We start from the raw sequence: 23,852 nt of genomic DNA on the forward strand, positions 1-23,852 counted from the left end.
GGCGATTTCCACGCTACTATCGCCATAACCACGTTTTCAAAACTGAAAACATACACTCTAGCCCTGGCGCCTGTGTCGAGAGATATGGCGCCCTGGCCGTGGCGGATTTGCCACCAGGGTACAGAAAGAAATGACTGTGCCTCCCGATCTGGAAAGGTGTACATGGCTTCACAACTTACTGATGCTTTCGCGCGTAAGTTTTTCTACTTACGTTTGTCGATTACCGACGTGTGTAACTTCCGTTGCACCTACTGCCTGCCCGATGGCTACAAGCCGGGCAGCGTCACCAATAATGGCTTTCTCTCCGTGGAAGAAGTACGCCGCATCACGCGCGCGTTCTCTGAACTCGGTACGGAAAAAGTGCGTCTTACCGGGGGAGAGCCCTCCCTGCGCCGTGATTTCCCTGACATCATTGCCGCCGTGCGTGAAAACGAACGTATCCGCCAGATAGCGGTGACCACCAACGGTTACCGCATGGCGCGTGACGTGGCGAACTGGCGCGATGCGGGGCTGACGGCGATCAACGTCAGCGTCGATAGCCTGGACGCCCGTCAGTTCCACGCCATTACCGGCCAGGATAAGTTCCAGCAGGTAATGGACGGCATCGATGCCGCGTTCACCGCCGGTTTCGACAAGGTCAAAGTCAATACCGTGTTGATGCGTGATGTGAACCACCATCAGCTGGACACCTTTCTGGCGTGGATCAAACCGCGCCGCATTCAACTGCGTTTTATTGAGCTGATGGAGACCGGGGAGGGCAGCGAGCTGTTCCGTCGCCATCACATCTCCGGCATGGTCCTGCGTGACGAACTGCTGAAACGCGGCTGGATCCACCAGATCCGCCAGCGCAGCGATGGCCCGGCGCAGGTCTTTTGTCATCCGGATTATGAAGGCGAAATCGGCCTGATCATGCCCTATGAAAAAGACTTCTGTGCCAGCTGCAACCGCCTGCGCGTCTCCTCTGTTGGCAAGCTGCACCTCTGCCTGTTCGGGGATGGCGGCGTCGATCTGCGCGATTTGCTGGAAGACGACGCCCAACAGGACGCGCTTGAAGCACGCATTTCCGAGGCGCTGACGCACAAAAAGCAGACCCATTTCCTGCATCAGGGCAACACCGGCATTACTCAGAACCTGTCCTATATCGGCGGGTAATCAGGCTTTAGAAGGAACCAGAAGATGAGTCAGGTAAGCGCGGAATTTATCCCGACACGCATTGCTATTCTTACCGTTTCCGAACGTCGTGGTGAAGAGGATGATACCTCCGGCCACTGGCTGCGCGAGGCGGCACACGAAGCCGGGCACCAGATTGTTGATAAAGCGATCGTCAAAGAGAACCGTTACGCCATTCGCGCTCAGGTTTCACAGTGGATTGCGAGTGATGACGTCCAGGTTGTACTGATCACTGGCGGCACCGGCTTTACCGCAGGCGACCAGGCGCCGGAAGCGCTGCTTCCGCTGTTCGATCGCGAAGTAGAAGGCTTCGGCGAAGTGTTCCGCATGCTCTCATTTGAAGAGATTGGCACCTCTACGCTCCAGTCCCGTGCCGTCGCGGGGGTAGCGAACAAGACGCTGATCTTCGCCATGCCTGGCTCGACCAAAGCCTGCCGCACCGCGTGGGAAAACATTATTGCCCCGCAGCTGGATGCCCGTACCCGTCCGTGTAATTTCCATCCCCATTTAAAGAAATAAGCTATGTCACAACTGACCCACATAAACGCCGCTGGCGAAGCGCATATGGTGGATGTCTCCGCCAAAGCCGAAACGGTGCGCGAGGCGCGTGCTGAAGCGTTCGTCACCATGCTGCCGGAGACGCTGGCGATGATTATCGACGGTAGCCATCACAAGGGTGATGTGTTTGCCACCGCCCGCATCGCCGGTATTCAGGCCGCTAAACGTACCTGGGACCTCATCCCGCTCTGCCATCCGCTGATGCTTAGCAAAGTGGAGGTAAATTTGCAGGCGCAGCCGGAGCATAACCGCGTGCGTATCGAGTCCCTGTGCCGCTTAACTGGGAAAACCGGCGTGGAGATGGAGGCGTTGACGGCAGCCTCCGTGGCGGCGCTGACCATCTACGACATGTGTAAAGCGGTGCAGAAAGATATGGTGATTGGCCCGGTGCGTCTGCTGGCAAAAAGCGGCGGCAAATCCGGTGATTTTAAGGTGGAAAGCCATGATTAAGGTGCTCTTTTTTGCCCAGGTCCGTGAGCTGATCAATACCGACAGCCTGACGCTGGACGGCTCTTTCGAAAACGTCGCCGCCCTGCGTGCGCATCTGGCGGCGCAAAGCGACCGCTGGGCGCTGGCGCTGGATGAAGGCAAATTGCTGGCCGCCGTGAATCAGACGCTGGTGGAGTTGACCCACCCGCTGGCTGATGGAGATGAAGTGGCCTTCTTCCCGCCGGTCACAGGGGGTTGAGATGACGGAAACCCGAATTCTGGTTGGCCATGAGCGTTTTAACGTGGGCACGGAATATGACTGGCTGGCCGGGCGCGACGAAGACGGCGCGGTCGTGACCTTTACCGGGAAAGTGCGTAATCATAATCTCGGCGACAGCGTAAAAGCGCTGACGCTGGAGCACTATCCGGGAATGACCGAAAAATCGCTGGCGGCCATTGTCGAAGAGGCGCGAGGCCGCTGGCCGCTGGGGCGCGTTACGGTTATCCATCGCATCGGCGAAATGTGGCCCGGCGAAGAAATTGTGTTTGTCGGCGTCACCAGCGCCCATCGCGGGAGTGCTTTTGCGGCGGGGGAGTTCATCATGGATTACCTCAAAACTAAAGCGCCGTTCTGGAAGCGTGAAGCGACGCCGGAAGGTGAGCGCTGGGTGGAATCGCGGGACAGCGACAAACAGGCTGCCAGCCGCTGGTAACAGGTTTACGTGGATGTGTTAGTCTTAACGTGTGTGTTTACTTAATCAGGAGTGAATCATGGACCGATTTCCGCGTTCCGATTCGATAGTTCAGCAGACCCGTAGCGGGCTGCAAACCTACATGGCTCAGGTATATGGCTGGATGACGGTTGGCCTGCTGCTTACCGCGTTTATCGCGTGGTATGCGGCAAACACGCCTGAACTGATGATGTTTATCTTCTCCAGCAAAATCACCTTCTTTGGGCTGATTATTGCGCAACTGGCGCTGGTATTCGTGCTCTCCGGGCTGGTGCACAAGCTCAGTGCGGGCATGGCGACCACGCTGTTTATGCTCTATTCGGCGCTGACCGGGCTGACGCTCTCCAGTATTTTCATCGTTTACACCTACTCCTCCATCGCCAGCACCTTTGTGGTGACCGGCGGGATGTTCGGTGTGATGAGCCTGTACGGTTACACCACCAAACGTGACCTGAGCGGCTTCGGCAACATGCTGTTTATGGGGCTGATAGGGATTGTGCTGGCGTCGCTGGTGAACCTGTGGTTGAAGAGTGACGCGCTGATGTGGGCGGTGACCTATATCGGGGTGGTGATCTTCGTGGGCTTAACCGCCTACGACACCCAGAAACTGAAAAACATCGGTGAACAAATTGATGTTCGCGACAGTTCAAACCTGCGCAAATACTCGATTCTGGGCGCGCTGACGCTGTATCTGGACTTCATCAACCTGTTCCTGATGCTGCTGCGTATTTTTGGCAACCGGCGTTAGTGAGGGTGGCGCTGTCTGATGCCCTCACCCTGACCCTCTCCCTGTGGGCTGAGGGTTCCCCACAAATTAATGCGAGCACTGAGCAATCCCCTCGCCCCTCCGGGGAGAGGGTTAGGGTGAGGGGAACATACGGCGGTGGTGGTCATTCCGTTCACTTTATGTTCCTTGCTACTCTGTAACGACATGACCGGTGAACGTGCCAGGGTGGCTCAGTCGCCACCACCCTGGCGACCCGGGCTCCCGGCGGTAATCGCCGCTTCGCGGTGCCCTCGGCTTATTCCTTCCGGCTTATCGGGTACGGGCGGAGGCAACGTCCCTGTAAAGCCGCCCTCTCGGCGCATCCCTGCGCCTCGCCCCGGCCGGAAGGCAAACGCCTCAGCGATTTACAGCCGGACCAGAGCATCGCTGACAGCCCTCAGTCATTTAGAAAGCAACTTTATTGCTTCTGCATAAAAAAATTACTGGGGATCCCTCAGCCCACAGGGAGAGGGAACAAACCCTAAAAACGGCAACGAAGTTGCCGTTTTGCTTTTATTTTGCCATCGCCTTCTCGTTCTTCGCGCGCAGCTTCTTCGCCCGACTCTCCAGCACCAGATAACAGATCGTTGCCAGCGCCAGCGGCAGGAAATAGTAGATCATGCGGTACGCGAGCAGGGCAGCGATAATCGTCCCGTGAGACACATGCTCCCCTGCAAGCAGCGCGATAAACACCGCTTCCAGTACGCCGATCCCCGCTGGAATATGCACAATCACCCCGGCAATACTGCTTACCAGCAGCACGCCCAGCACGAAGAAGTAATTCACATCTTCGCCAATCAGCAGCCAGATAATGGCCCCCATCGCCATCCAGTTGGCGCTGGAAACCACCATTTGCAGGACGGCAAACTTCCATGACGGCAGCACCAGCTTCTGCCCTTTAATGGTCATATGACGACGTTTGGCAAAGGCGCAGGCCCAAAGGTAGGCGGCGATGATCAGCAGCAGTACGATGCCCAGAATGCGCAGGGTGGCCTCATCGATGTACCAGTGCGCAGGCAGCTGCACCACGCCAATGGTGAAGATCACCCCGCCGAGCAGGATATACCCCAGCCAGTTGGTGGTGATACTCAGCGAGAAAATACGCGTGATGGTGCCGCCCGGTAAGCCAAGGCGGGAGTACAGGCGATAGCGCATTCCAATCCCGCCCACCCAGGTGCTCAGCGTCAGGTTAAAGGCGTAGCAGATGAATGACACCAGCATAACCTGCCGTTTGGCAAGCTTATGCCCGCAGTAGGCGCGTCCCAACAGGTCATAGCAGCCGTACATCAGGTAGCTCACAATCACCAGGCCAACCGCCCCCAGCAGGACTGTCCGGTTGTAGTTGCGAATAACCTTCCACACCTCTTCCCAGTCCACCTTTTGGGCATACACCACCAGCAGGACCGCAACGGCAATGAAGAACAGCCAGGTCAGGATTTTTTTCGCCAGCCGCCAGCGAGGATGAGATTTCGACATCAGGTTTTCCCTCCATCTTCCGCCTCTACGCGGTCCTGGGTTTCCATTTCGGGTTGCACTGGCGGATCCACCAGCGCCAGTTTCGGCGTATGCGCGGGCAGCCAGCCCACCATGGCCGGGAAGTGGCGCAGGAAGTGGAACACCACCACACCGATGCCAACGTTCCACCAGCTGCGTTTCGGCACCATGGACTCATCCACACGCACGCAGTCTTTATTGATCAGACCCTGAAGGTTATCGCGCAGGGTCTGATTAAACTGGCGATCGTGGATGATCAGGTTCGCTTCCAGATTGAGCGATAAGCTCAGCGGATCGAGGTTGCTTGAGCCAACGGTCGCCCAGTGGTCATCCATCACGGCCACTTTGCCGTGCAGCGGGCGGCGGCGATATTCATAGATTTGCACGCCGCTTTTGACCAGATAGCGATAGAGCAGACGCGCGCCCACCTTCACAATCGGCATATCGGGCTCACCCTGGACGATGAGCTTCACGCTCACGCCGCGTCGGGCCGCGTTGCGCATGGCGTGCAAAATCCGGTAACCGGGGAAGAAATAGGCGTTGGCGATAATCACCTCGCGCTTCGCGTTCGCCAGCATCTTCAGGTAGTGACGTTCGATATCGTCCCGGTGCTCCTCGTTATCCCGCCAGACGAACAGCGCCTGCGCCTCGCCGGGCTTGCGGTTCTCTTCCGGGCGATGGCGGCGTCGCCACCAGCGGCGTGCGGCCTCTTTGCCGGGTAAGTTTTCCAGCACGAACAGCTGGATGTCCTGTACCACCGGTCCCTCAATGCGGATCGCGTAGTCCTGTTTCGCTTCGGGACCATAATCCGACATATGCTCGGCGGAGTAGTTAATGCCGCCCACGAAGGCCACCGTTTCGTCCACCACCACAATTTTGCGGTGCATTCGGCGGAACAGGTTGGTGCGCATCCCGAACAGACGCGGGCCGGGATCGTAATAGCGGAATACCACCCCTGCGGCGGTGAGCTCGTTAACAAATTCGTCGCTGAGATCCGGCGAACCATATCCGTCGAGCAGGACCTCGATTTTTATACCGCGACGAGCGGCTTGCAGCAGCGCGCTGTGCAACTGCCTGCCCACGTCGTCTTCAAACCAGATAAACGTTTCCAGAAAGACTTTCTGCTGTGCGTGGCTAATCGCCTCAAAGACCGCCGGATAAAAGTTATCGCCATTTTCCAGCAGCGTAATACGGTTACCTTCCTGCCATGTGCATTTCATAAGTGGATCTCCGCGCTGAGTGGGGCATGGTCGGAGAGATGTCGCCAGTTGAGTAAAGCCAGCGCCGTCGGGCTGCTGGCGTGGGCATTTTTTACGTAGATGCGGTCAAGGCGCAGCAGGGGGAAGCGCACCGGAAACGTCCGCGCGGGACGACCGCGTGAGCGGGTAAAAATCTCCTCCAGCCCCGCATTCACCTTCAGCGGATGGTTGGCCCGCTGTAGCCAGTCGTTAAAATCACCGGCCACTACCACGGGCTCGCCCTCCGGCAGCGCATTGGTCCAGTCTGCCAGCATCTGTAGCTGAGCCTGACGGTGGGCCTCACGCAGGCCAAGATGAACGCAGCCCACATGAATGGGAAAATCGAGCGCCGGTGGCGTGATGCGGCAGTATAACAACCCGCGTTTTTCGCTCTCGCCAACGGAGACGTCCCGGTTCTCATAATGCTCGATAGGAAAACGCGACAGCACTGCGTTACCGTGATGCCCCTCCGGGTAGACCGCATTGCGCCCGTAGGCGTAATCGCTCCACATGGTATCCGCCAGAAACTCGTAATGGGGCGTGTCGGGCCAGTTTTCGAAATGCATCGGGTGCACTTCGTGCGCGCCCATGACCTCCTGGAGGCAGACAATATCGGCGCTGACGGTGCGTACCGCGTCGCGCAGCTCCGGTAAAATGAAGCGGCGGTTAAATGCTGTGAAGCCCTTATGAATATTTATCGTCAGCACCTTAAGCGAGAAATGCTGCGTTCTTTTGCTCATAAACACCTTCCTGGGTGACTATCCCGATGAAAATAAAGTGTAGTAGGCGTCACAAAAAGATGCGGCGTTACGGAATTTTCCGTAAAGTGCGGTAGTCTGAATTAGCAGAGAAAAATCCTTCAGGAGAGAAGCCATGAAGTGGCAACAACGCGTTCGTGTCGCAACCGGTTTAAGTTGCTGGCAGATAATGTTGCATTTACTGGTCGTGGCCGTACTGGTGATGGGCTGGATGAGCGGCACGCTGGTGCGTGTCGGCTTAGGGTTATGTGTGGTTTACGGCGTGACCGTGCTGTCGATGCTGTTTTTACAGCGTCACCACGACGCGCGCTGGCGTGAAGTGGGTGATGTGCTCGAAGAGCTCACCACCACCTGGTATTTTGGTGCGGCAATGATCGTCCTGTGGCTGTTGTCACGCGTGCTGCAAAACAACCTGCTGCTGGCCCTGGCGGGTCTGGCTATCCTCGCAGGGCCTGCGGTGGTGTCGTTGCTCACCAAAGAGAAAAAGCTACGCGATGTTTCGTCTAAACATCGCATAGGCCACTGAGCCCGTTGTGGCCGCGATGACCAGTAGCGGCCACAAACTTCCCCACACAATATCCAGACTCGCATCCTTCAGATAGATTTGCTTGGTGATATCCGTGAAGTGACGAATTGGGTTTATCCATGTCAGATCCTGTAACCACACCGGCATGTTCTCCACTGGCGACACGTACCCTGAAAGCAAAATCGCCGGCATCATAAAGACAAACACCCCGATAAACGCCTGCTGCTGCGTTGAGCAGAGCGCGGAAATCAGCAGCCCAAACCCCACCAGCGACAGGCCGTAAATCACCATCGTGAAGTAAAACAGCGCCAGCGATCCGGCAAACGGGATCTGGTACGCCCATATTCCCACCCCCAGCACGATGGTGGCCTGGAACGTCGCGACAATCAGTGCCGGCACCGCCTTGCCGACAAATATCTGCCATGTAGCGAGCGGCGAGACAAGCAGCTGATCCAGCGTACCTTGCTCACGTTCGCGTGCCACGGACAGCGAGGTGACAATCATCACGCCAATAGTGGTGATCATGGCGATTAACGACGGCACCACAAACCACTTGTAGTCCAGATTCGGGTTGTACCAGTTGCGCACCACCAGCTCGCTGTTGTTGGGTTTGGGTTTGCCCGCCATCAGCTCCTGCTGGTAGTCCTTCACTACCTGCTGCAAATAGTTCGCCGCTATCTGGGCGCTGTTGGAGTTACGCCCGTCGAGGATCAGCTGCATCGGCGCGGTCTGGAAGGTGTCCAGATTGCGGGAGAAATCCGCCGGGAAGCGCACCAGCAATAATGCTTTCTGCGTGTCGATGGTGGGCTGGATCGCCTGCGGGCTTTGCAGCAGCAGGACATGGGTAAAGGCTTTGGCGCGGGCGAAACGCTGCGTCAGCTCGACGGAATGCTTGCCATTGTCTTCGTTGTAAATGGCGATGGTGGCGTTGGTGACCTCCAGCGTGGCGGCAAACGGAAACAGTACAACCTGAAGCAGCACCGGCAGCACCAGAATGGCGCGGGTCTGCGGCTCGCGCAGCAAGGATTGCAGCTCTTTGCGGATCAATGTCCATAAACGGTGAAACATCGCGTCGTCCTCCTGTCGGGTGGCGCTTGCGCTTACCCGACCTACAAAATCCGATGGCTAATCTAATCTTCTTTTCGTTTTCATCCACGTCAGCCCGATAAACATCACCGCCGACGCCAGCAAAAACAGGGTGTTGATAATCAGCACTACCGGGATGTTCCCCGCCAGAAACAGGCTTTGCAGGGTGCTCACAAAGTAGCGTGCCGGAATGATGTAGGTCACGGCACGGATCACCGCCGGCATACTGTCAATCTGGAAGATAAAGCCGGAGAGCATAATCGACGGCAGGAAGGCGGCATTAAGCGCCACCTGCGCGGCGTTAAACTGGTTGCGGGTGATGGTGGAGATCAGCAGCCCCATTCCCAGCGTGCTGAGTAAAAACAGGCTGGTAATAAAGAACAGCACCACCAGCGAACCGCGGTACGGCACGCCAAGAATAAATACCGAGACCAGCATACAGAGCAGCATCGCCAGCATGCCGAGGAAGTAGTAGGGGATCAGCTTGCAGAGCAAAAGCTCGACGCGCGTCACTTCGGTGGAGAGCAGCGCCTCCATGGTGCCGCGCTCCCATTCGCGGGCGATCACCAGCGAGGTGAGGATCGCGCCAATCACCGTCATGATGATAGTGACTGCACCCGGGATAATAAAATGCTGGCTGATGGCGGCGGGGTTAAACCAGTAGCGCGTCTGCACGTCAATCAGCGGTTCAAACTTCTCCCCCCGGTCTTCGGCGCGCTGCATCTGCCAGAGCTGCCAGATCCCCTCCGCATAGCCCTGCACGAAGTTGGCGGTGTTCGGTTCGCTGCCGTCGGTGATCACCTGAATTGGCGCATCGGCGCCCGGGCGTGCCATGTTGGCGGCGAAATCGACCGGGATGACGATCAGACCGCGAATTTTACCGGCCTGCATTTTCTGGATCAGTTCCTGCCGGTTGTCGCTGATGGTGGCATCGATGTAGGGCGAGCCGGTCATGGCGTGGGTGAAGTCCAGCGCCTCTTCGCTCTGCTGCTCCAGCAGGATCCCAACCCGCAGCTTGCTGGAATCGAGGTTAATCCCGTAGCCAAAAATAAACAGCAGCAGCAGGGGGATCACCACCGCAATCAGCCAGCTGCTGGGGTCACGCACAATCTGCCGCGTCTCTTTGACGCACAGGGCGCGCACCCGGCGCCAGGAGAGGGCGTTACTGCGCATGAGGATTCTCCTTATCCCAGTCGTGGATGAGGGTGATAAACGCCTGCTCCATGGTTGGGTCCGGCTGTGCGTCGTCGGCGGCCTGCGCTTTCAGGTCGTCCGGCGTGCCGTGGGCAATCAGCTTGCCGCGATAGACCAGCCCGATGCGGTCGCAGTACTCTGCCTCGTCCATAAAGTGGGTGGTGACCATCACGGTCACGCCTTTTTCCACCATGCTATTGATATGCAACCAGAATTCACGGCGGGTGAGGGGGTCCACGCCTGACGTAGGTTCATCAAGAAAGAGGATGTCGGGCTCGTGCATCAACGAACAGGCCAGCGCCAGCCGCTGTTTGAAGCCAAGCGGCAGCGCGTCGGTAGCGTGTGAGGCGATATCGGTCAGGCCAAAGGCGTCGCACATGCGGCCGATCTTCTCGTTCTGCGCCCGTCCCCGCAGGCCGTAGACGCCGGAGAAAAATCGCAGATTTTGCTCCACCGTCAGGTTGCCGTAGAGCGAAAACTTCTGCGCCATATAGCCCAGGTGCTGGCGCGCCTTGCCGGAGCTGACTTTGAGATCCATGTTCAGCACCAGCGCTTTGCCTGAGGTCGGTACCAGCAGGCCGCACATCATTTTAAAGGTGGTGGATTTCCCCGCACCGTTCGGCCCGAGCAGGCCAAATATCTCGCCGCGCTTCACGGCAAAATTGACGTTATCGGTGGCGGCGAAATCGCCAAATTTTTTGGTGAGCGATTTCGCTTCAATGACCGTTTCGCCCGGCGTGCCTTCCACCGTGTGCAGAATGGCGCCAAGCGGTGATTCTGAGGTTCCCGCCCCGCCCAGCAGATCGATAAACGCATCTTCAAAGCGCGGCGCGGTCTCTGTCATGTCGATTTCAGGCATCCCCTGCGCACGCCGGATATCGTCGGCGGTGGCCTCTTTTTTGAGGATCACGCGCACCGAACGGCCCTGAATCATCCCGTCGCTCACCTGGGGCAGCTTCAGCACCCGTTGCAGCAGCTTGCGGTTGGATTCCTGCGCGCTGTGTAGCAGAAAACTGCGCCCGGCCATGGTTTGCGTCAGCTCGGTGGGTTCGCCCTGATAGAGCAGTTCGCCTTCATTCATCAGCAGCACGTCGCGGCACTGCTCTGCTTCATCAAGGTAAGAGGTACTCCAGAGGATCAACATGCCGTCACCCGCCAGCTCGTGCACCATCTGCCACAGCTCGCGGCGGGAAATCGGGTCCACGCCGACGCCGGGTTCATCCAGCAATAGCACCTTCGGTTCGCCCACCAGCGTGCAGGCCAGCCCCAGCTTCTGCTTCATCCCGCCGGAAAGTTTGCCCGCCAGCCGATCGGTGAACGGGCCGAGGGAGGTAAACGCCAGCAGACGCTCGAAGGTTTTCTGCCGGGTTTCGCCGGTAACGCTGCGCAGATCGGCATACAGGTTGAGGTTTTCCATTACCGTCAGATCTTCATACAGACCAAACTTCTGCGGCATATAGCCGAGTATGCCGTGGAGCGCCGCGTCGTCTTTGATGGGATCGAGGCCAAGCACGCTGGCGCTGCCTTCATCCGGCTTCAGCAATCCCGCCAGCATCCGCATCAGCGTGGTTTTACCCGCGCCGTCCGGCCCCACCAGCCCGGTCACATAGCCTTTCTGAATCGTACAGTTCAGCGGCGCGACCGCCGGTTTAGCCATTCCCGGGAAGCGTTTGACCAGATTATTGAGCTGGATAACCGCATCATTCATGTTGTTCCCCGTCGTTTAAGGTCACGGTAACAGGCATGCCCTGACGCAGCGCGTTGTCCGCATCGGTGACGATGATGCGCAGGCGATACACCAGGTCGGTACGCAGATCCGGGGTTTCAACGGTTTTTGGCGTGAACTCGGCCGTTGGGGAGACGAAGCCCACTTTGCCGTGATACGGCTTGTCCGGGCGACCATCGGTGTAGAGCAGCAGTTCGCGGCCCGGCTGCATCTGGCCAAGATTCGGCTCATCAATGTAAGCGCGCACCCACACCGGACGGGTTAAGGAGAGCGTTAACACGGTGCTGCCCGCGCTGAGCATGCTGCCCGGCTCCACGGCGCGGGTCATCAGCGTACCGTCAGACGGGGCGATTAACGTGGTGTCGTGCAGATCCAGCTCCGCCTGGGCTAACTGCGCCTGCGCCTGCTCAAGGCTGGCCTTCGCTTGGGCAATGTCCTGCGCGCGGTTACCGGTGCGGTACTGGCTTAACTTATCCTGGGCAGATTTCAGCGTCGCCTGCGCCTGGTCGCGGGATGAGCGCGCATTTTCCAGGTCGTTGGCGGAAATAGTGCGGCTTTTCCATAAGCCTTGCTGACGGTTATAGAAATTCTGCGCATAGTCATAGGCGGCTTTTGCCTGCTTAACGGCAGCGGCCGCCTGGGCGATCTCTTCATCACGATAGCCCGCCAGCATCAGGTCGTACTGCGCCTGTGCGACGGCGACGCCCGCTTTTGCCTGCATCAACGCGTTTTCAAACGGGGCTTTGTCCAGCATCCCCAGCGTCTGCCCGGTTTTGATGGCATCGCCTTCGTCAACGCTCAGCGAGGCCAGCCGTCCGCCGACGCGGAAGCTCATGTTCACGGTGCGGATATCCACGTTGCCGTACAGCGTCAGGCCACGATCCTGCTGGCTCTGATACCACAGCCAGCCGCCTGTTCCCGCAGCAAGCAAGACAACAACCACCAGAATAATGGCGACAGGTTTTTTCATGACTTCTGGCTCCTTTGCGTTAAGCCTTGCAGGATCAGATCAACGTGACAGGTAATGACCTGGCTAATTTGCGCGGCTTTATCCTCATCGAATTGTGTCCAGCCCGTACGTAACAGGATGGTCTCACGCCCCAGACGGAAGGCGAGCACTTCGCCCAGCAGGGCGTGGGTATGCAAAATGGTGTCCGTATCGCTGGCGTTCCGTCCGGTATAGGCGGCAATCAGCCGGGTCAGATGGCTATGCATCGGGGCGATCACCTGATCGTGCACCAGCTGGTACGCGGCAGTGGGGGAGAGCTGCTCGCGGGAGATAAATTTGCTCAGGTTCAGCGTATCGTCGTGCGTCAGCAGGCGGATCATGTTGTGACAGGCGTTAAGGATCAGCTGGCGGATGGCAACCCGGTCCGGCTCTGGCTGGCTGAACAGCGTGTTGGCTTCTTCCACGTGCGGGCGAAAGCTGGTGCCGATAAAATCCGCGGTCCACTGGGCGCAGGCGAGGTATAGATCCTCTTTTGAGCCAAAATAGTAGGTAATGGCCGCAATATTCTGCCCGGCCTGCGCGGCGATATCCCGCGTGGTGGCATGCAGACCATACTCGCCAAACTGCGCCAGCGCGGCGGCGATAAGCTGACTTTTCGCCTGTTCGCCTTTGGTTGTCGTTGGGGTTGTATTCATAGCAGCATTAAAAATTAATCAATCGATTGATTAAGATTATGCCTGATTTGCGCAAACGTCGAGTCATCGCCGGGGATATTTTATGCGCCACGTCACAAAAGCTGCTACACTCCGCTCCTTCGCGACATTGTGGTTTTTGTCCTTCTATTCGTTATATCTCCCTGAAAACTACACCTGTGATGGTCGGGGCGGTTCGGAGTTTTTATGTCTTTTGATTCCCTTGGTCTGAACCCGGAAATTCTGCGCGCCATCGCAGAGCAGGGCTACGTTGAGCCAACCCCTATTCAGCAGCAGGCTATCCCGGCCGTTTTGCAGGGCCGTGACCTGATGGCAAGCGCGCAGACCGGTACCGGTAAGACCGCGGGCTTTACCCTGCCGCTGCTGGAGCTGCTGGTAAAAAACCAGCCACACGCCAAAGGCCGTCGTCCGGTGCGTGCGCTGATCCTCACCCCAACCCGCGAGCTGGCGGCCCAGATTGGTGAGAACGTGCGTGAATACAGCCGCTATCTCAACATTCGTTCGCTGGTAGTTTTCGGCGGGGTAAGCATTAACCCGCAGATGATGAAGCTGCGCGGCGGCGTGGACGTGCTGGTGGCAACCCCGGGGCGTCTGCTGGATCTGGAACACCAGAACGCGGTGAAGCTCGATAACATCGAAATTCTGGTGCTGGACGAAGCCGACCGTATGCTGGACATGGGCTTCATCCACGACATTCGTCGCGTGCTGGCGAAGCTGCCGACGCGTCGTCAGAACCTGCTCTTCTCCGCGACCTTCTCCGACGAGATCAAGGCGCTGGCGGAAAAGCTGCTGCATAACCCGCTGGAAGTGGAAGTCGCGCGCCGCAACACCGCCTCCGAGCAGGTGACGCAGCACGTGCACTTTGTAGATAAGAAGCGCAAGCGGGAACTGCTCTCCCAGATGATCGGCCAGGGCAACTGGCAGCAGGTGCTGGTGTTTACCCGCACCAAGCACGGCGCCAATCACCTGGCGGAACAGCTGAATAAAGATGGCATCCGCAGCGCGGCCATTCACGGCAACAAGAGCCAGGGCGCGCGTACCCGCGCGCTGGCAGACTTCAAGTCCGGCGACATACGCGTGCTGGTGGCAACCGACATCGCCGCACGCGGTCTGGATATCGAAGAGCTGCCGCACGTGGTGAACTACGAGCTGCCAAACGTGCCGGAAGATTACGTTCACCGTATCGGCCGTACCGGACGCGCGGCGGCAACCGGGGAAGCGCTCTCTCTGGTTTGCGTGGATGAGCACAAGCTGCTGCGCGACATCGAACGCCTGCTGAAGAAAGAGATCCCGCGCATTGAAACCCCGGGCTATGAAGTTGACCCGTCAATCAAAGCCGAGCCAATTCAGAACGGTCGTCAGGGTGGCGGGCGCGGTCAGGGCGGCGGTGGTCGCGGTCAGCAGCCGCGTCGTGCCGAAGGCGGCGCGCCGAAATCTTCGGGCAAACCGCCGCGTCGTAATAACGACAGCAAACCGGCCGGTGAAAACCCATGGCGTAGCGGCGAAGGGAAACCGGCAGGCGAGGGACAGCGCCGACGCCGCCCGCGTAAGCCTGCTAACCCGCAGTAATCTGGAAGCCCGGTCGTAAAGCCGGGCTTTTCTTTTTGCGGCAGCGGAGAGAAAGTGCCACAATAGTGGCTGTTTATACAGTGTTTCAGGTTTTCCGATGGCTTTAACCGCTGCGCTCAAAGCGCAAATTGGCGCATGGTATAAGGCGCTACAACAGCAGATCCCCGATTTTATCCCCCGAGCCCCGCAGCGGCAGATGATTGCCGACGTGGCAAAAACGCTCGCCGGGGACGACGGGCGACATCTGGCGATTGAAGCCCCGACCGGCGTCGGGAAAACCCTGTCGTATCTTATTCCTGGCATTGCCATCGCGCGGGAAGAAGATAAAACGCTGGTGGTCAGTACCGCTAACGTGGCCTTGCAGGATCAGATCTTCAGCAAAGATTTGCCGCTGCTGCGCAAAATTATCCCCGATTTACGGTTTACCGCCGCCTTTGGTCGCGGGCGCTACGTCTGTCCGCGCAATCTGGCGGCACTGGCCAGCAGTGAACCCTCCCAACAGGATCTGCTCGCGTTTCTTGATGACGAGCTGACGCCAAACAATAAGGCGGAGCAGGAGCAGTGCGCAAAGCTGAAGGCCGATCTCGACGGTTACAAGTGGGACGGCCTGCGGGATCACACCAACCAGGCGATCGGCGACGACCTGTGGCGCAGGCTCAGCACCGATAAAGCAAGCTGCCTGAACCGTAACTGTCACTACTATCGCGAGTGCCCGTTCTTTGTCGCCCGGCGTGAGATTCAGGAAGCGGAGGTGGTTGTCGCCAACCACGCGCTGGTCATGGCTGCACTGGAGAGTGAAGCGGTCCTGCCGGAGCCCAAAAACCTGCTGCTGGTGCTCGATGAAGGCCATCATCTGCCCGATGTGGCGCGAGATGCGCTGGAGATGAGCGCGGAAATTACCGCCCCGTGGTTTCGCCTGCAACTGGATCTGTTCTGCAAACTGGTGGCAACCTGCATGGAGCAGTTCCGTCCGAAAACCACGCCGCCGCTGGCGGTTCCGGAGCGGTTGAGCGAGCACTGTGAAGAGGTGTACAGCCTCATCGCCTCGCTGAATAATATTCTTAACCTGTATCTCCCCGCCACTCAGGAGGCGGAACACCGCTTTGCGATGGGTGAGTTGCCGCAGGAAGTGATGGAGATTTGCCAGCAGCTGGCGAAGCACCTGGAAAAGCTGCGCGGGCTGGCGGAGATGTTCTTAAACGATCTCAGCGAGAAAACCGGTACTCACGACGTGGTGCGTTTGCACCGCATTCTGCTGCAAATGAATCGTGCGCTGGGGATGTTTGAAGCGCAGAGCAAACTCTGGCGGCTGGCTTCGATGGCGCAGGCGTCCGGCGCGCCGGTGACTAAGTGGGCCACCCGCGAAGTACGAGACGGGCAGGGACATCTCTTCTTCCACTGCGTGGGCATCCGCGTGGCCGATCAGCTGGAAAAGCTGATCTGGCGCAGCGTTCCGCACGTGGTAGTGACGTCAGCGACTCTGCGTTCCCTGAACAGCTTCTCAAGGTTGCAGGAGATGAGCGGCCTGAAAGAGAAAGCCGGCGACCGCTTTGTGGCCCTGGACTCGCCGTTCAACCACTGTGAGCAGGGAAAGCTGGTCATTCCGCGCATGAATTATGAGCCGCTTATCGATAACGAAGAGCAGCATATTGCGGAAATGGCGGCCTACTTCCGCGAGCAGGTTGAGAGTAAAAAATACCCCGGTATGCTGGTGCTGTTTGCCAGCGGTCGGGCGATGCAACGCTTCCTGGAGCACGTCACCGATCTGCGCTTACTCCTGCTGGTGCAGGGCGATCAGCCGCGCTATCGGCTGGTGGAAACCCACCGTAAACGCATTGATAACGGCGAGCGCAGCGTGCTGGTGGGGTTACAGTCCTTTGCGGAAGGGCTTGATTTGAAAGGCGACTACCTGACGCAGGTGCATATCCATAAAATCGCCTTCCCGCCCATCGACAGCCCGGTGGTGATCACCGAAGGCGAATGGCTGAAAAGCCTTAACCGTTATCCGTTTGAAGTGCAAAGCCTGCCTGCAGCGTCGTTTAACCTGATTCAGCAGGTCGGGCGCTTGATCCGTAGCCACGGCTGCTGGGGCGAGGTGGTGATTTATGACAAACGACTGCTCACCAAAAACTACGGCCAGCGGCTGCTGAATGCGCTGCCGATCTTCCCGATTGAGCAGCCGGACGTGCCGGAAGTAAAAAAACGCCCGACAAAACTGGCTGCCGGGCGTCGAAAAAGCTTCCGTGCTAAGGGGCGCGGTCCTACTGGTAAGTGAAGGTCACCTGGATCACGCTGCTGAACGTGCCGGCAGAGATGGGCATCGAGGTGGCGTAATAGCGTGCGGCCAGCGGGAACGTGGCCGTGTGGTCTGACGGGTTTATGGCAGCGTTAAAGGCGGCCTGCGGGGCAATCAGTATCTTGTCCTGACGATCTGCCAGCTCCAGTGCCAGCCCCTTTGCGCTACCGAGATTGGCAAATTTGGTGGGATGGGTGCTGTCGGCCTGACCGTAGAAAAAGGCTGTGGCAAGCGCCAGCGTGGCCGGGCAGTGCGACACCGAAAGGGAAAAGACCTTCCACTCGCCGGTATCGCCCACGTCTTTAAAACTACCCGATGCCGCCTGGCCTAAGTCCACCGTCAGGTTGCGGCTGGCACTGTCAATGACGCACGTGTTGGCGTAAATGTTACCCGTCATCTGGATCTGTATATCATCGGCGTGGGCCTGGGCGATCAGCCCCAGCGCGAGAATCAATGCGGTTTTTTTCATGACGTTCACTTATAAGCGAGGGTGATGGTTGCCACAGTATTGGCTGGCCCGGGGGTGACTACATTGCTGACCTGCTCGTAGCGAACCTCAAACGGGATCACCAGCGTTTCGTTGGCTATGGCCTGATTTTGGGTACTTACATAGGTACCGAAGGTGGCGAGATGGTCATCAAATAGCATTCTTACTCCGACGCCTGTAGCCATGCCGGTCTGCTGCGTGAGTTTGATCACCCCCTCAAATGCTGTGTCATATCCATTCGCGCTGGTGATTTTTAGCTCAGGCTGTACGGTTGTGTCACAGTTGACGGTGATATTAAATTTTTGAGCAGGGCTGGATAAAAAACCTACGCTGATGAAATCACTGACGGGAAAATCGCCCAAATTAACGGTGAGATTTTTCGGTAAAACGGAGCAGGTGACCTGATGAAGAATAACATTACCTGCATAGGCGATGTGGTTAGGGTTGCCGATCCCTTCATGGCCGAAAACGCCAATGCCAAATTCGGTTTGAGACTGCACCAGCGTACCGGATGTCACGGTGTCACTCGTTTTAACCAGCTCAAGCGTTATTTCAAAGCTAAAAGTCTGTGTTCCATCGGTAGAGACGTAGCCAACAGGCGTTCCACGTGAATCGCACTGCACGCCGCCAGCGCCGCTAATTCGCTGCCCGTGATCATTCATCAATGCTACGCCAATCCCCGGCACACCGGATTCGTATACCCCCCTGAGCCCTGGCATTTCCGTTCCGGTGCCGTAGTAGCAGGAGACAATCTCCAGGCCGCTGTCGGTACTCTGATCGCAATGCCCGGCAACATGAACGCTCTGCTCTGTACCCAGGATAGTTGCGCCAACTGCCAGCGTCGTCGGGACAGAAATGGATGCCACGTTGATCATTTTGGGGAGATCCGGCGTGGTGCAGGTCGCCTTCGCATGCGGCATGAATAACGCAGCGGTTCCCAGAATCAGTAAGAAAAAGCACTGTTTAATCATTTGCATAATGTTTTGCCTTTAGGGGAGATCAGTGACACTGCGCGGCAGCGTTAATGATGCTGGTTTTCGCTTTCTCATCCGTGAGCACATAGTCAGCGACGCAATGCTCGTTTGCCTCCTGTCCCCAGGAAACGCGGAGATGCCCTTGCTGTGGCAGACCCGAGAGATAGGTCTGGCCATCATTCCCGACGATAAATTCGCTGTCCTTGTCCTCGGTGGTAACCGTTGCGCCGAACGGCAGCGGTTTACCGTTTTGCGTGAGCGTCATCAGGACGCGATTGCCCACGCGCGTCGTGAAGCTGGCGCGCACAATGGCTCCGCGGGTTGGCGTCACAATTTGTGCCGCATGGGTGACGTCGGCGTCCTCCGGCAGCGTTTCCGTATCCAGCGCAATAGTGTTGTGGCGATACGCGGTGACGAACGGTACGACGGTGTAGCCGCGGAAGTCGGTTTCAACGCCGGTCTGGTTAGTGATATGCGTGCCGTGCGTACCCGGGGCTTTCACGAGCGCAATGGTCTCACCGAGCGGCTGGCTTAGCGTGATGCCGTTTGCATGGGCAATCACGCCTCCCTGCAAGCCGACGTTCAGTGTTTGCTGATATTTATCCTGACTGACGCCACCGCTCACTTCACCGTATGTCGCTTTGTAGTCGGCGTTAACGCTGGTGGAGTTACCGCTGCCGGTGCTGCTCAGCCCCTCCTGGAGATTCCAGTTCAGGTTGTCTTCTTTCAGGGCCGTACCGTTCAGGCCGATGTTCTGCGTGGTGCCATCTTTCGTGTTGTTCAGGTTGTACGTGGCCCAGGTGTTATGCATCCAGCGATCCAGCGGAACCGAAAAGCTCAGCGAGAACTGGTTGTCGTTCGTCACCGCATTACCGTCCAGATCGCTGTCGTGGGTGTTTTTGTTCATGCTGTAGCTAAGGCTGTAGCTAACGCCGTGCCAGCTGTTGTTGTAGCTGACGCTCATGGAGGTCATGTCCTGATTCTGGCTCCAGTAGGTTTCCTTCACCATGCTCAGCGTGACCGATCCCCAGCCTTCTGGTAGCGTCTGGTCGATGGTGGCTTCGGTACGGGCGCGGCGCTGCTGTGGCGCAGACCAGTTATCGGCGCGGGTATACGACTCCATGGTGTCGTCCAGGGTGTAAAACCCCTTGCTGTTGTAGCGATAGCCCGCAAGCGAAAAGTTGGTGCCTGAACCGGCGAAATCTTTGCTGTAGCGTACGCGCCACGATTTGCCTGTGCTGGACTGCTGTTTTTTCAGCAGGGCTCTGGCGCGAGTCACGTCAATGGAGAACGCCCCTAAATCGCCCATGTTTTTCCCGGCGCCTATCGCCTGCGACTGATAATGTCTGCTCTGCTGCACGCCGCCGTAGGCCGTGAAGCCGTGGGGTAAACCATAGATGGCGCTCCCCTGAGCAAACGGGGTCTTTTCAACATCTTTGTCATAAGAACGATAACGCCCGGCAGTTACGCTGTAGCGCAGGTTTTTTTCACGCTGCAATACCGGAACGGAGGCAAACGGCACCACGAAATGGCTTTCGCTGCCGTCAGTTTCTTTCACCGTGACCTGGAGGTCGCCGCTGCTGCCGGTGGGGTAGAGATCGTTAATTTCGAAGGCCCCCGGCGCGACCGTGTTCTGATAAATCACGTACCCGTTCTGGCGCACCATCACCAGCGCGTTGCTGTGGGCGGTGCCACGAATAATAGGCGCATAGCCTTTTTCGCTGTCGGGAAGCATGTCGTTATCGGATTTCAGCTCCACGCCGGTGTAAGGGACACTGTCAAAAACATCAGCAGGTGATGAGCTCTGGCCAACGGTGATATCGCTTTTCATCGCCACAATATCGCGTTGCGCATAGGTATAAACGGAGGTGAATTTCTGTTCCTCCTCATTGCCTGTGGTGCTGCGATTCCAGGTGGAATAGTTGCGAAGGCGCCATGCGCCAACGTTTAAACCCGGACGCAGGTTCACGTACTGGCTACTGCTATCCTCTTCACCCTGCTGGCGCGCATGGCTCTGGCTGGCGTTGACGCTGTAATTAAGCAGGCCCGCGTTGATCCCTTCGTCAAACTCTTTCGGGTCGATGTAACCGCGTGGCACCTGTCCGAGCGCCTTTTGCGGAATGCTTAGCAGCAGCTGCTGGTTGCGAACGTGAAAGATTGCAGATGAAGCAGGGATGACACCTAGATCGGCACACTGGCCTTTGGCCATTAGCTGAGGAAACTTTTGGGTCTTGATACCGAGGCTTTTTAATTCACCCATGCTAAAGCAAGGTTGTAACGTGTCGTTGCCCTGCGAATCTTTCTCAAGCGTAAAGGTCACGTTGCGGGTATCAATTTTATTATTATTGATAAACACCGCGACCTCATATTTCCCCGGTGCCTGGCCGGGACCTTTTTCATAGACGGACAGATCGGTTTTACCCTGCTGGGGATTATCAATATCCAGCAAGGCGGGGTTAAAATAATCATCAGCCATAACCTGCTGCGCAAAGATGGCTATTGCCAGGCCACAGAGAATGACCAGCAATGAAGACATTCGGCAGGTGAACGGCTTTTTGTGGCTGTACATGATTATTTTATTACCGGAACAATTAATGAACGGATTTCGACCAGGAATGGCTGATGCTGCCGTAATCATTAATAATGGAATACGTCACGTTTGAGCCCCCGACATTACCCGGTATGGCAAAATGTGTTTCTGATTTCGGAACAGCCCAGGTCGCTTTTGTGACTTTCTGACCGTTAAGCGTGACGGTCTGGAAATTCATATAGAAAGGCGTAGGGTTATTCACCACCAGGTCGTTACCTTCGCGATGCCATTCAAGCTTATCCGCCACATCTTCTGGTCGGCCTTTTACCGAGGACGGGCGATACAGTAATTTAATGCGGGTATTAATGGCAATTTGCAGCGTATTTACTCCCTCAACGTGTTTTGAGGAAGGGATCGCTTTGATATTCAACCAGTACAGAGATTCCCTGTCTTCCGGTAAATTTCCGCCCGTGCGTACCACGCGCAGAACGTTATCTTCTTTTGCATCCAGACGGAAAAGCGGCGGGGTGATCAGGAATGGGGCTTTGGCCGGGTTTTTACCGCCAGAATCGACCCAGGACTGTACCAGATAATCCGTCGTATCCGGGTTTGACAGGCCAAGAGATGATTCCTTTTTATCTCCTTGATAGACCAGCCGGGTACCATTAATCACGACACCCGCATGTGCAGAGGCTGCTATCAGTAAAAGAGTGCTCAGTAAATAACCGTGGCGCATAAAGATTTCTCAATAAATAGAAGAGATATTAATGCCCGCAAAAGCATTAATATCTCAGGATTGATAAGATCAGTTATAAATAACGGTGAAAGTCGATACAGAGTTGGCAGGGCCTGCGGTAATGGCGGCCTGAGTTTGAATATAACGCGCACCGAATTCCAGGTCGTTAACTGCCGTGCCGGAGGCTAAAGGATATTGCTGCGAAGGCGTATACAGAGTGACAGGCTGCCCGGAAGCATCCATCAACTGAATGGCTACACCGGTTGCCGCATCGGTATCTGGCGTTAATGCCAGCGCGGCATTATTATCCGCATCCGGGGTACCACCGAAGTTAATCGCAGCCGAGGTCACTGTTTCCGGACAATTGGTTAACTTAATATCAAACTTCGTTGATGTGCTGGTAGAGCCTGCGCCGGTAAATACCGTTTTAGACACCTTACCCAACTGAACGTTTAATGGATTACTTAATCCATTCACGACCTGGCAAGCAGAATCAATAATTTCACCGGTGAAATTAATCTGACCTTCACCGTTAGTTGCCGCAAATGCGGATGCAGAACATCCCACCGTTGCGGCGATAAAAAAACCTAATGCAACCTTGTTCATAGTTAATCCTGATGTGATTCTGGTAAAAGCGTTGCCTGGACGTTTTTACCGTTGACCCTTAATGATTTTTCGATGTTTATTTAATCAAAAAAAGGGTCGCTGCGGATCTTTTGTCCCAATCACAAATAATGTAAATAGTACTTGAGTTTAATTTTTTTATATGAAAACAGCAGGTTGATAATGATCACAAAACACTATCGGGTCTGTGTTCATCGGGCTATATTGTTAACAAGATAATGCAGTCAGGAGAAATGTCGTGGATTACCGCAAAATTATCAAAGAGGTAGGGCGTGGGAAAAACCACGCTCGCGATCTGGACCAGGAAACAGCCCGCGCGTTGTACACGCATATGCTGAATGGCGACGTGCCGGAACTGGAAATGGGCGGCATTTTGATTGCGCTGCGTATTAAAGGGGAAGGTGAGGCGGAGATGCGCGGCTTTTATGAGGCCATGCAGTCGCAGACCATGCGCTTAACCCCGCCCGTCACGAAGCCGATGCCAATTGTGATCCCGACCTACAACGGCGCGCGTAAGCAGGCAAACCTCACGCCGCTGCTGGCTATTCTGTTGCAGAAACTCGGTTTCCCGGTAGTAGTGCATGGCGTGAGCGAAGATCCGACGCGCGTGCTGACAGAAACCATCCTGGCGTTGTTAGGTATTGAACCGACCTTCCATGCCGGTCAGGCGCAGGCAAAGCTGGAGGGGAATCAGCCGGTCTATATCCCCGTTAGCGCGCTCTGCCCACCGCTGGAAAAGCAGCTGGACATGCGCTGGCGCATGGGCGTACGTAACAGCGCTCACACCCTGGCGAAGCTGGCGACGCCGTTTGCCGAAGACGCCGCGCTGCGTCTTTCCAGCGTCTCCCATCCGGAATACGTGACGCGAGTCGGGCAATTCTTTGCCGAAATCGGTGGACGCGCGCTGCTGATGCACGGGACAGAAGGCGAGGTTTACGCCAACCCGCAGCGTTGTCCACAGCTGATGCTGATTGAGCCCGCCGGGACGCGGGTCGTTGTTGAACGTGGGGAAGAGAACAGAGATGCGATCCTGCCTGAGTCGAAAGATCCGCAGGTCACCGCGCGCTGGATTGTGCAGTGTCTGGCCGGGAAGGTGCCGGTTCCGCAGTCAATCAAGCTGCAAATGGCCTGCTGCCTGCTGGCTGCAGGGGAAGTCGAGTCCGTGGAAGCCGGGTTGCAGCGCGTGGCGCAGTCATTTTAAGCAAAAAAAAGCCCGTCCAGTGGCGGACGGGCAAACAAGGGTAACAACAACAGGGTCAATGAGGGTTGGAGCATCTCACCAGAGGGTATGGCGAGGG

At 56.8% G+C, this 23,852-nt stretch carries 23 protein-coding genes and 1 riboswitch; of the genes, 10 read left to right on the forward strand and 13 right to left on the reverse strand.

The genetic code is table 11. The annotated features are described in order from the left end of the window. Positions 1–41: 41 nt before the first annotated feature. Positions 42–175, forward strand: a riboswitch (molybdenum cofactor riboswitch). The 6 genes from moaA (at position 163) to ACOTZP_RS10500 (ending at position 3,636) form a co-directional block, all read left to right on the forward strand. After that, positions 163–1,152 (forward strand): GTP 3',8-cyclase MoaA, encoded by a 990-nt coding sequence (gene moaA, locus ACOTZP_RS10475; RefSeq protein WP_165716002.1) that lies wholly within the window; start codon positions 163–165, stop codon positions 1,150–1,152. (Overlaps the previous riboswitch by 13 nt.) 24 nt (positions 1,153–1,176) lie before the next feature. After that, on the forward strand, positions 1,177–1,689 hold the full coding sequence (gene moaB / locus ACOTZP_RS10480) for a molybdenum cofactor biosynthesis protein B (protein ID WP_022647501.1): 513 nt from the start codon (positions 1,177–1,179) through the stop codon (positions 1,687–1,689). 3 nt (positions 1,690–1,692) lie between these two features. Then, positions 1,693–2,178, forward strand: a complete 486-nt coding sequence (gene moaC, locus ACOTZP_RS10485) for a cyclic pyranopterin monophosphate synthase MoaC (RefSeq protein WP_006809528.1) — start codon at positions 1,693–1,695, stop codon at positions 2,176–2,178. Beyond that, positions 2,171–2,416: a molybdopterin synthase sulfur carrier subunit gene (gene moaD / locus ACOTZP_RS10490; RefSeq protein ID WP_022647502.1), complete on the forward strand. Its 246-nt coding sequence runs from the start codon at positions 2,171–2,173 to the stop codon at positions 2,414–2,416. The genes moaC and moaD overlap by 8 nt, the downstream gene beginning before the upstream one ends. 1 nt (position 2,417) lies before the next feature. Beyond that, positions 2,418–2,870 carry a molybdopterin synthase catalytic subunit MoaE gene (gene moaE, locus ACOTZP_RS10495; protein ID WP_022647503.1) on the forward strand — a complete coding sequence of 151 codons (453 nt, stop codon included), beginning with the start codon at positions 2,418–2,420 and terminating at the stop codon, positions 2,868–2,870. A gap of 58 nt (positions 2,871–2,928) precedes the next feature. Continuing rightward, complete coding sequence (locus ACOTZP_RS10500; RefSeq protein ID WP_015571081.1) at positions 2,929–3,636, forward strand: Bax inhibitor-1/YccA family protein; 708 nt, start codon at positions 2,929–2,931, stop codon at positions 3,634–3,636. Between the two features lie 531 nt (positions 3,637–4,167). Here the strand turns inward: ACOTZP_RS10500 and ACOTZP_RS10505 are convergent. Genes ACOTZP_RS10505 through ACOTZP_RS10515 form a run of 3 tightly spaced genes read right to left on the reverse strand, consistent with a single transcriptional unit; the run spans position 4,168 to position 7,126 of the window. Beyond that, positions 4,168–5,130 carry a lysylphosphatidylglycerol synthase domain-containing protein gene (locus tag ACOTZP_RS10505; protein ID WP_023299637.1) on the reverse strand — a complete coding sequence of 321 codons (963 nt, stop codon included), beginning with the start codon at positions 5,128–5,130 and terminating at the stop codon, positions 4,168–4,170. After that, the gene (clsB, locus tag ACOTZP_RS10510; RefSeq protein ID WP_022647504.1) at positions 5,130–6,368 is read right to left on the reverse strand and encodes a cardiolipin synthase ClsB; all 1,239 of its coding nucleotides are present in this window, start codon (positions 6,366–6,368) and stop codon (positions 5,130–5,132) included. Before clsB ends, ACOTZP_RS10505 begins: the two co-directional genes overlap by 1 nt. After that, the gene (locus ACOTZP_RS10515) at positions 6,365–7,126 is read right to left on the reverse strand and encodes an endonuclease/exonuclease/phosphatase family protein (protein ID WP_232934294.1); all 762 of its coding nucleotides are present in this window, start codon (positions 7,124–7,126) and stop codon (positions 6,365–6,367) included. Before ACOTZP_RS10515 ends, clsB begins: the two co-directional genes overlap by 4 nt. Before the next feature lie 133 nt (positions 7,127–7,259). Between ACOTZP_RS10515 and ACOTZP_RS10520 the strand changes: the two genes are divergently transcribed. Continuing rightward, positions 7,260–7,670 carry a YbhQ family protein gene (locus tag ACOTZP_RS10520; protein ID WP_003858499.1) on the forward strand — a complete coding sequence of 137 codons (411 nt, stop codon included), beginning with the start codon at positions 7,260–7,262 and terminating at the stop codon, positions 7,668–7,670. Here ACOTZP_RS10520 and ACOTZP_RS10525 read toward each other — a convergent pair. The 5 genes from ACOTZP_RS10525 to cecR are packed head-to-tail and all read right to left on the reverse strand — an operon-like array spanning position 7,632 to position 13,320. Continuing rightward, complete coding sequence (locus tag ACOTZP_RS10525; protein WP_022647506.1) at positions 7,632–8,738, reverse strand: ABC transporter permease; 1,107 nt, start codon at positions 8,736–8,738, stop codon at positions 7,632–7,634. The genes ACOTZP_RS10520 and ACOTZP_RS10525 overlap by 39 nt on opposite strands. Positions 8,739–8,795: 57 nt before the next feature. After that, positions 8,796–9,929: an ABC transporter permease gene (locus ACOTZP_RS10530; RefSeq protein ID WP_022647507.1), complete on the reverse strand. Its 1,134-nt coding sequence runs from the start codon at positions 9,927–9,929 to the stop codon at positions 8,796–8,798. After that, positions 9,919–11,658, reverse strand: coding sequence for an ATP-binding cassette domain-containing protein (locus ACOTZP_RS10535; protein ID WP_022647508.1), 1,740 nt, complete (start codon positions 11,656–11,658; stop codon positions 9,919–9,921). Before ACOTZP_RS10535 ends, ACOTZP_RS10530 begins: the two co-directional genes overlap by 11 nt. Then, positions 11,651–12,646 (reverse strand): secretion protein HlyD, encoded by a 996-nt coding sequence (gene hlyD, locus ACOTZP_RS10540; RefSeq protein WP_038415716.1) that lies wholly within the window; start codon positions 12,644–12,646, stop codon positions 11,651–11,653. Before hlyD ends, ACOTZP_RS10535 begins: the two co-directional genes overlap by 8 nt. Further along, positions 12,643–13,320, reverse strand: coding sequence for a transcriptional regulator CecR (cecR, locus tag ACOTZP_RS10545; protein WP_271074928.1), 678 nt, complete (start codon positions 13,318–13,320; stop codon positions 12,643–12,645). Before cecR ends, hlyD begins: the two co-directional genes overlap by 4 nt. Before the next feature lie 204 nt (positions 13,321–13,524). Between cecR and rhlE the strand changes: the two genes are divergently transcribed. Next, entirely contained in the window at positions 13,525–14,907 is a 1,383-nt protein-coding gene (rhlE, locus tag ACOTZP_RS10550) for an ATP-dependent RNA helicase RhlE (RefSeq protein ID WP_017693771.1), read from the forward strand. A 97-nt stretch (positions 14,908–15,004) separates the two neighbouring features. After that, positions 15,005–17,182 (forward strand): ATP-dependent DNA helicase DinG, encoded by a 2,178-nt coding sequence (dinG, locus tag ACOTZP_RS10555; RefSeq protein WP_038415719.1) that lies wholly within the window; start codon positions 15,005–15,007, stop codon positions 17,180–17,182. Here the strand turns inward: dinG and ACOTZP_RS10560 are convergent. The 5 genes from ACOTZP_RS10560 to ACOTZP_RS10580 form a co-directional block, all read right to left on the reverse strand. Then, positions 17,169–17,672 (reverse strand): fimbrial protein, encoded by a 504-nt coding sequence (locus ACOTZP_RS10560; RefSeq protein WP_271074929.1) that lies wholly within the window; start codon positions 17,670–17,672, stop codon positions 17,169–17,171. The two genes, dinG and ACOTZP_RS10560, sit on opposite strands and share 14 nt — an antisense overlap. A 5-nt stretch (positions 17,673–17,677) precedes the next feature. After that, a complete protein-coding gene (locus tag ACOTZP_RS10565; RefSeq protein WP_271074930.1) occupies positions 17,678–18,667 on the reverse strand; it encodes a fimbrial protein in 990 nt (329 codons plus the stop codon). Positions 18,668–18,689: 22 nt separating this feature from the next. After that, positions 18,690–21,233, reverse strand: coding sequence for a fimbria/pilus outer membrane usher protein (locus ACOTZP_RS10570; RefSeq protein ID WP_271074931.1), 2,544 nt, complete (start codon positions 21,231–21,233; stop codon positions 18,690–18,692). Positions 21,234–21,255: 22 nt separating this feature from the next. Then, positions 21,256–21,930, reverse strand: a complete 675-nt coding sequence (locus tag ACOTZP_RS10575) for a fimbrial biogenesis chaperone (RefSeq protein WP_045308539.1) — start codon at positions 21,928–21,930, stop codon at positions 21,256–21,258. Positions 21,931–21,999: 69 nt separating this feature from the next. Next, positions 22,000–22,536 (reverse strand): fimbrial protein, encoded by a 537-nt coding sequence (locus tag ACOTZP_RS10580; RefSeq protein WP_022647516.1) that lies wholly within the window; start codon positions 22,534–22,536, stop codon positions 22,000–22,002. A gap of 256 nt (positions 22,537–22,792) precedes the next feature. Between ACOTZP_RS10580 and ybiB the strand changes: the two genes are divergently transcribed. Then, on the forward strand, positions 22,793–23,755 hold the full coding sequence (gene ybiB / locus ACOTZP_RS10585) for a DNA-binding protein YbiB (RefSeq protein WP_271074932.1): 963 nt from the start codon (positions 22,793–22,795) through the stop codon (positions 23,753–23,755). The last annotated feature ends 97 nt before the right edge of the window (positions 23,756–23,852 follow it).

Source organism: Enterobacter cloacae complex sp. SYL001 (assembly GCF_049237025.1).
GTDB lineage: Bacteria > Pseudomonadota > Gammaproteobacteria > Enterobacterales > Enterobacteriaceae > Enterobacter > Enterobacter intestinihominis.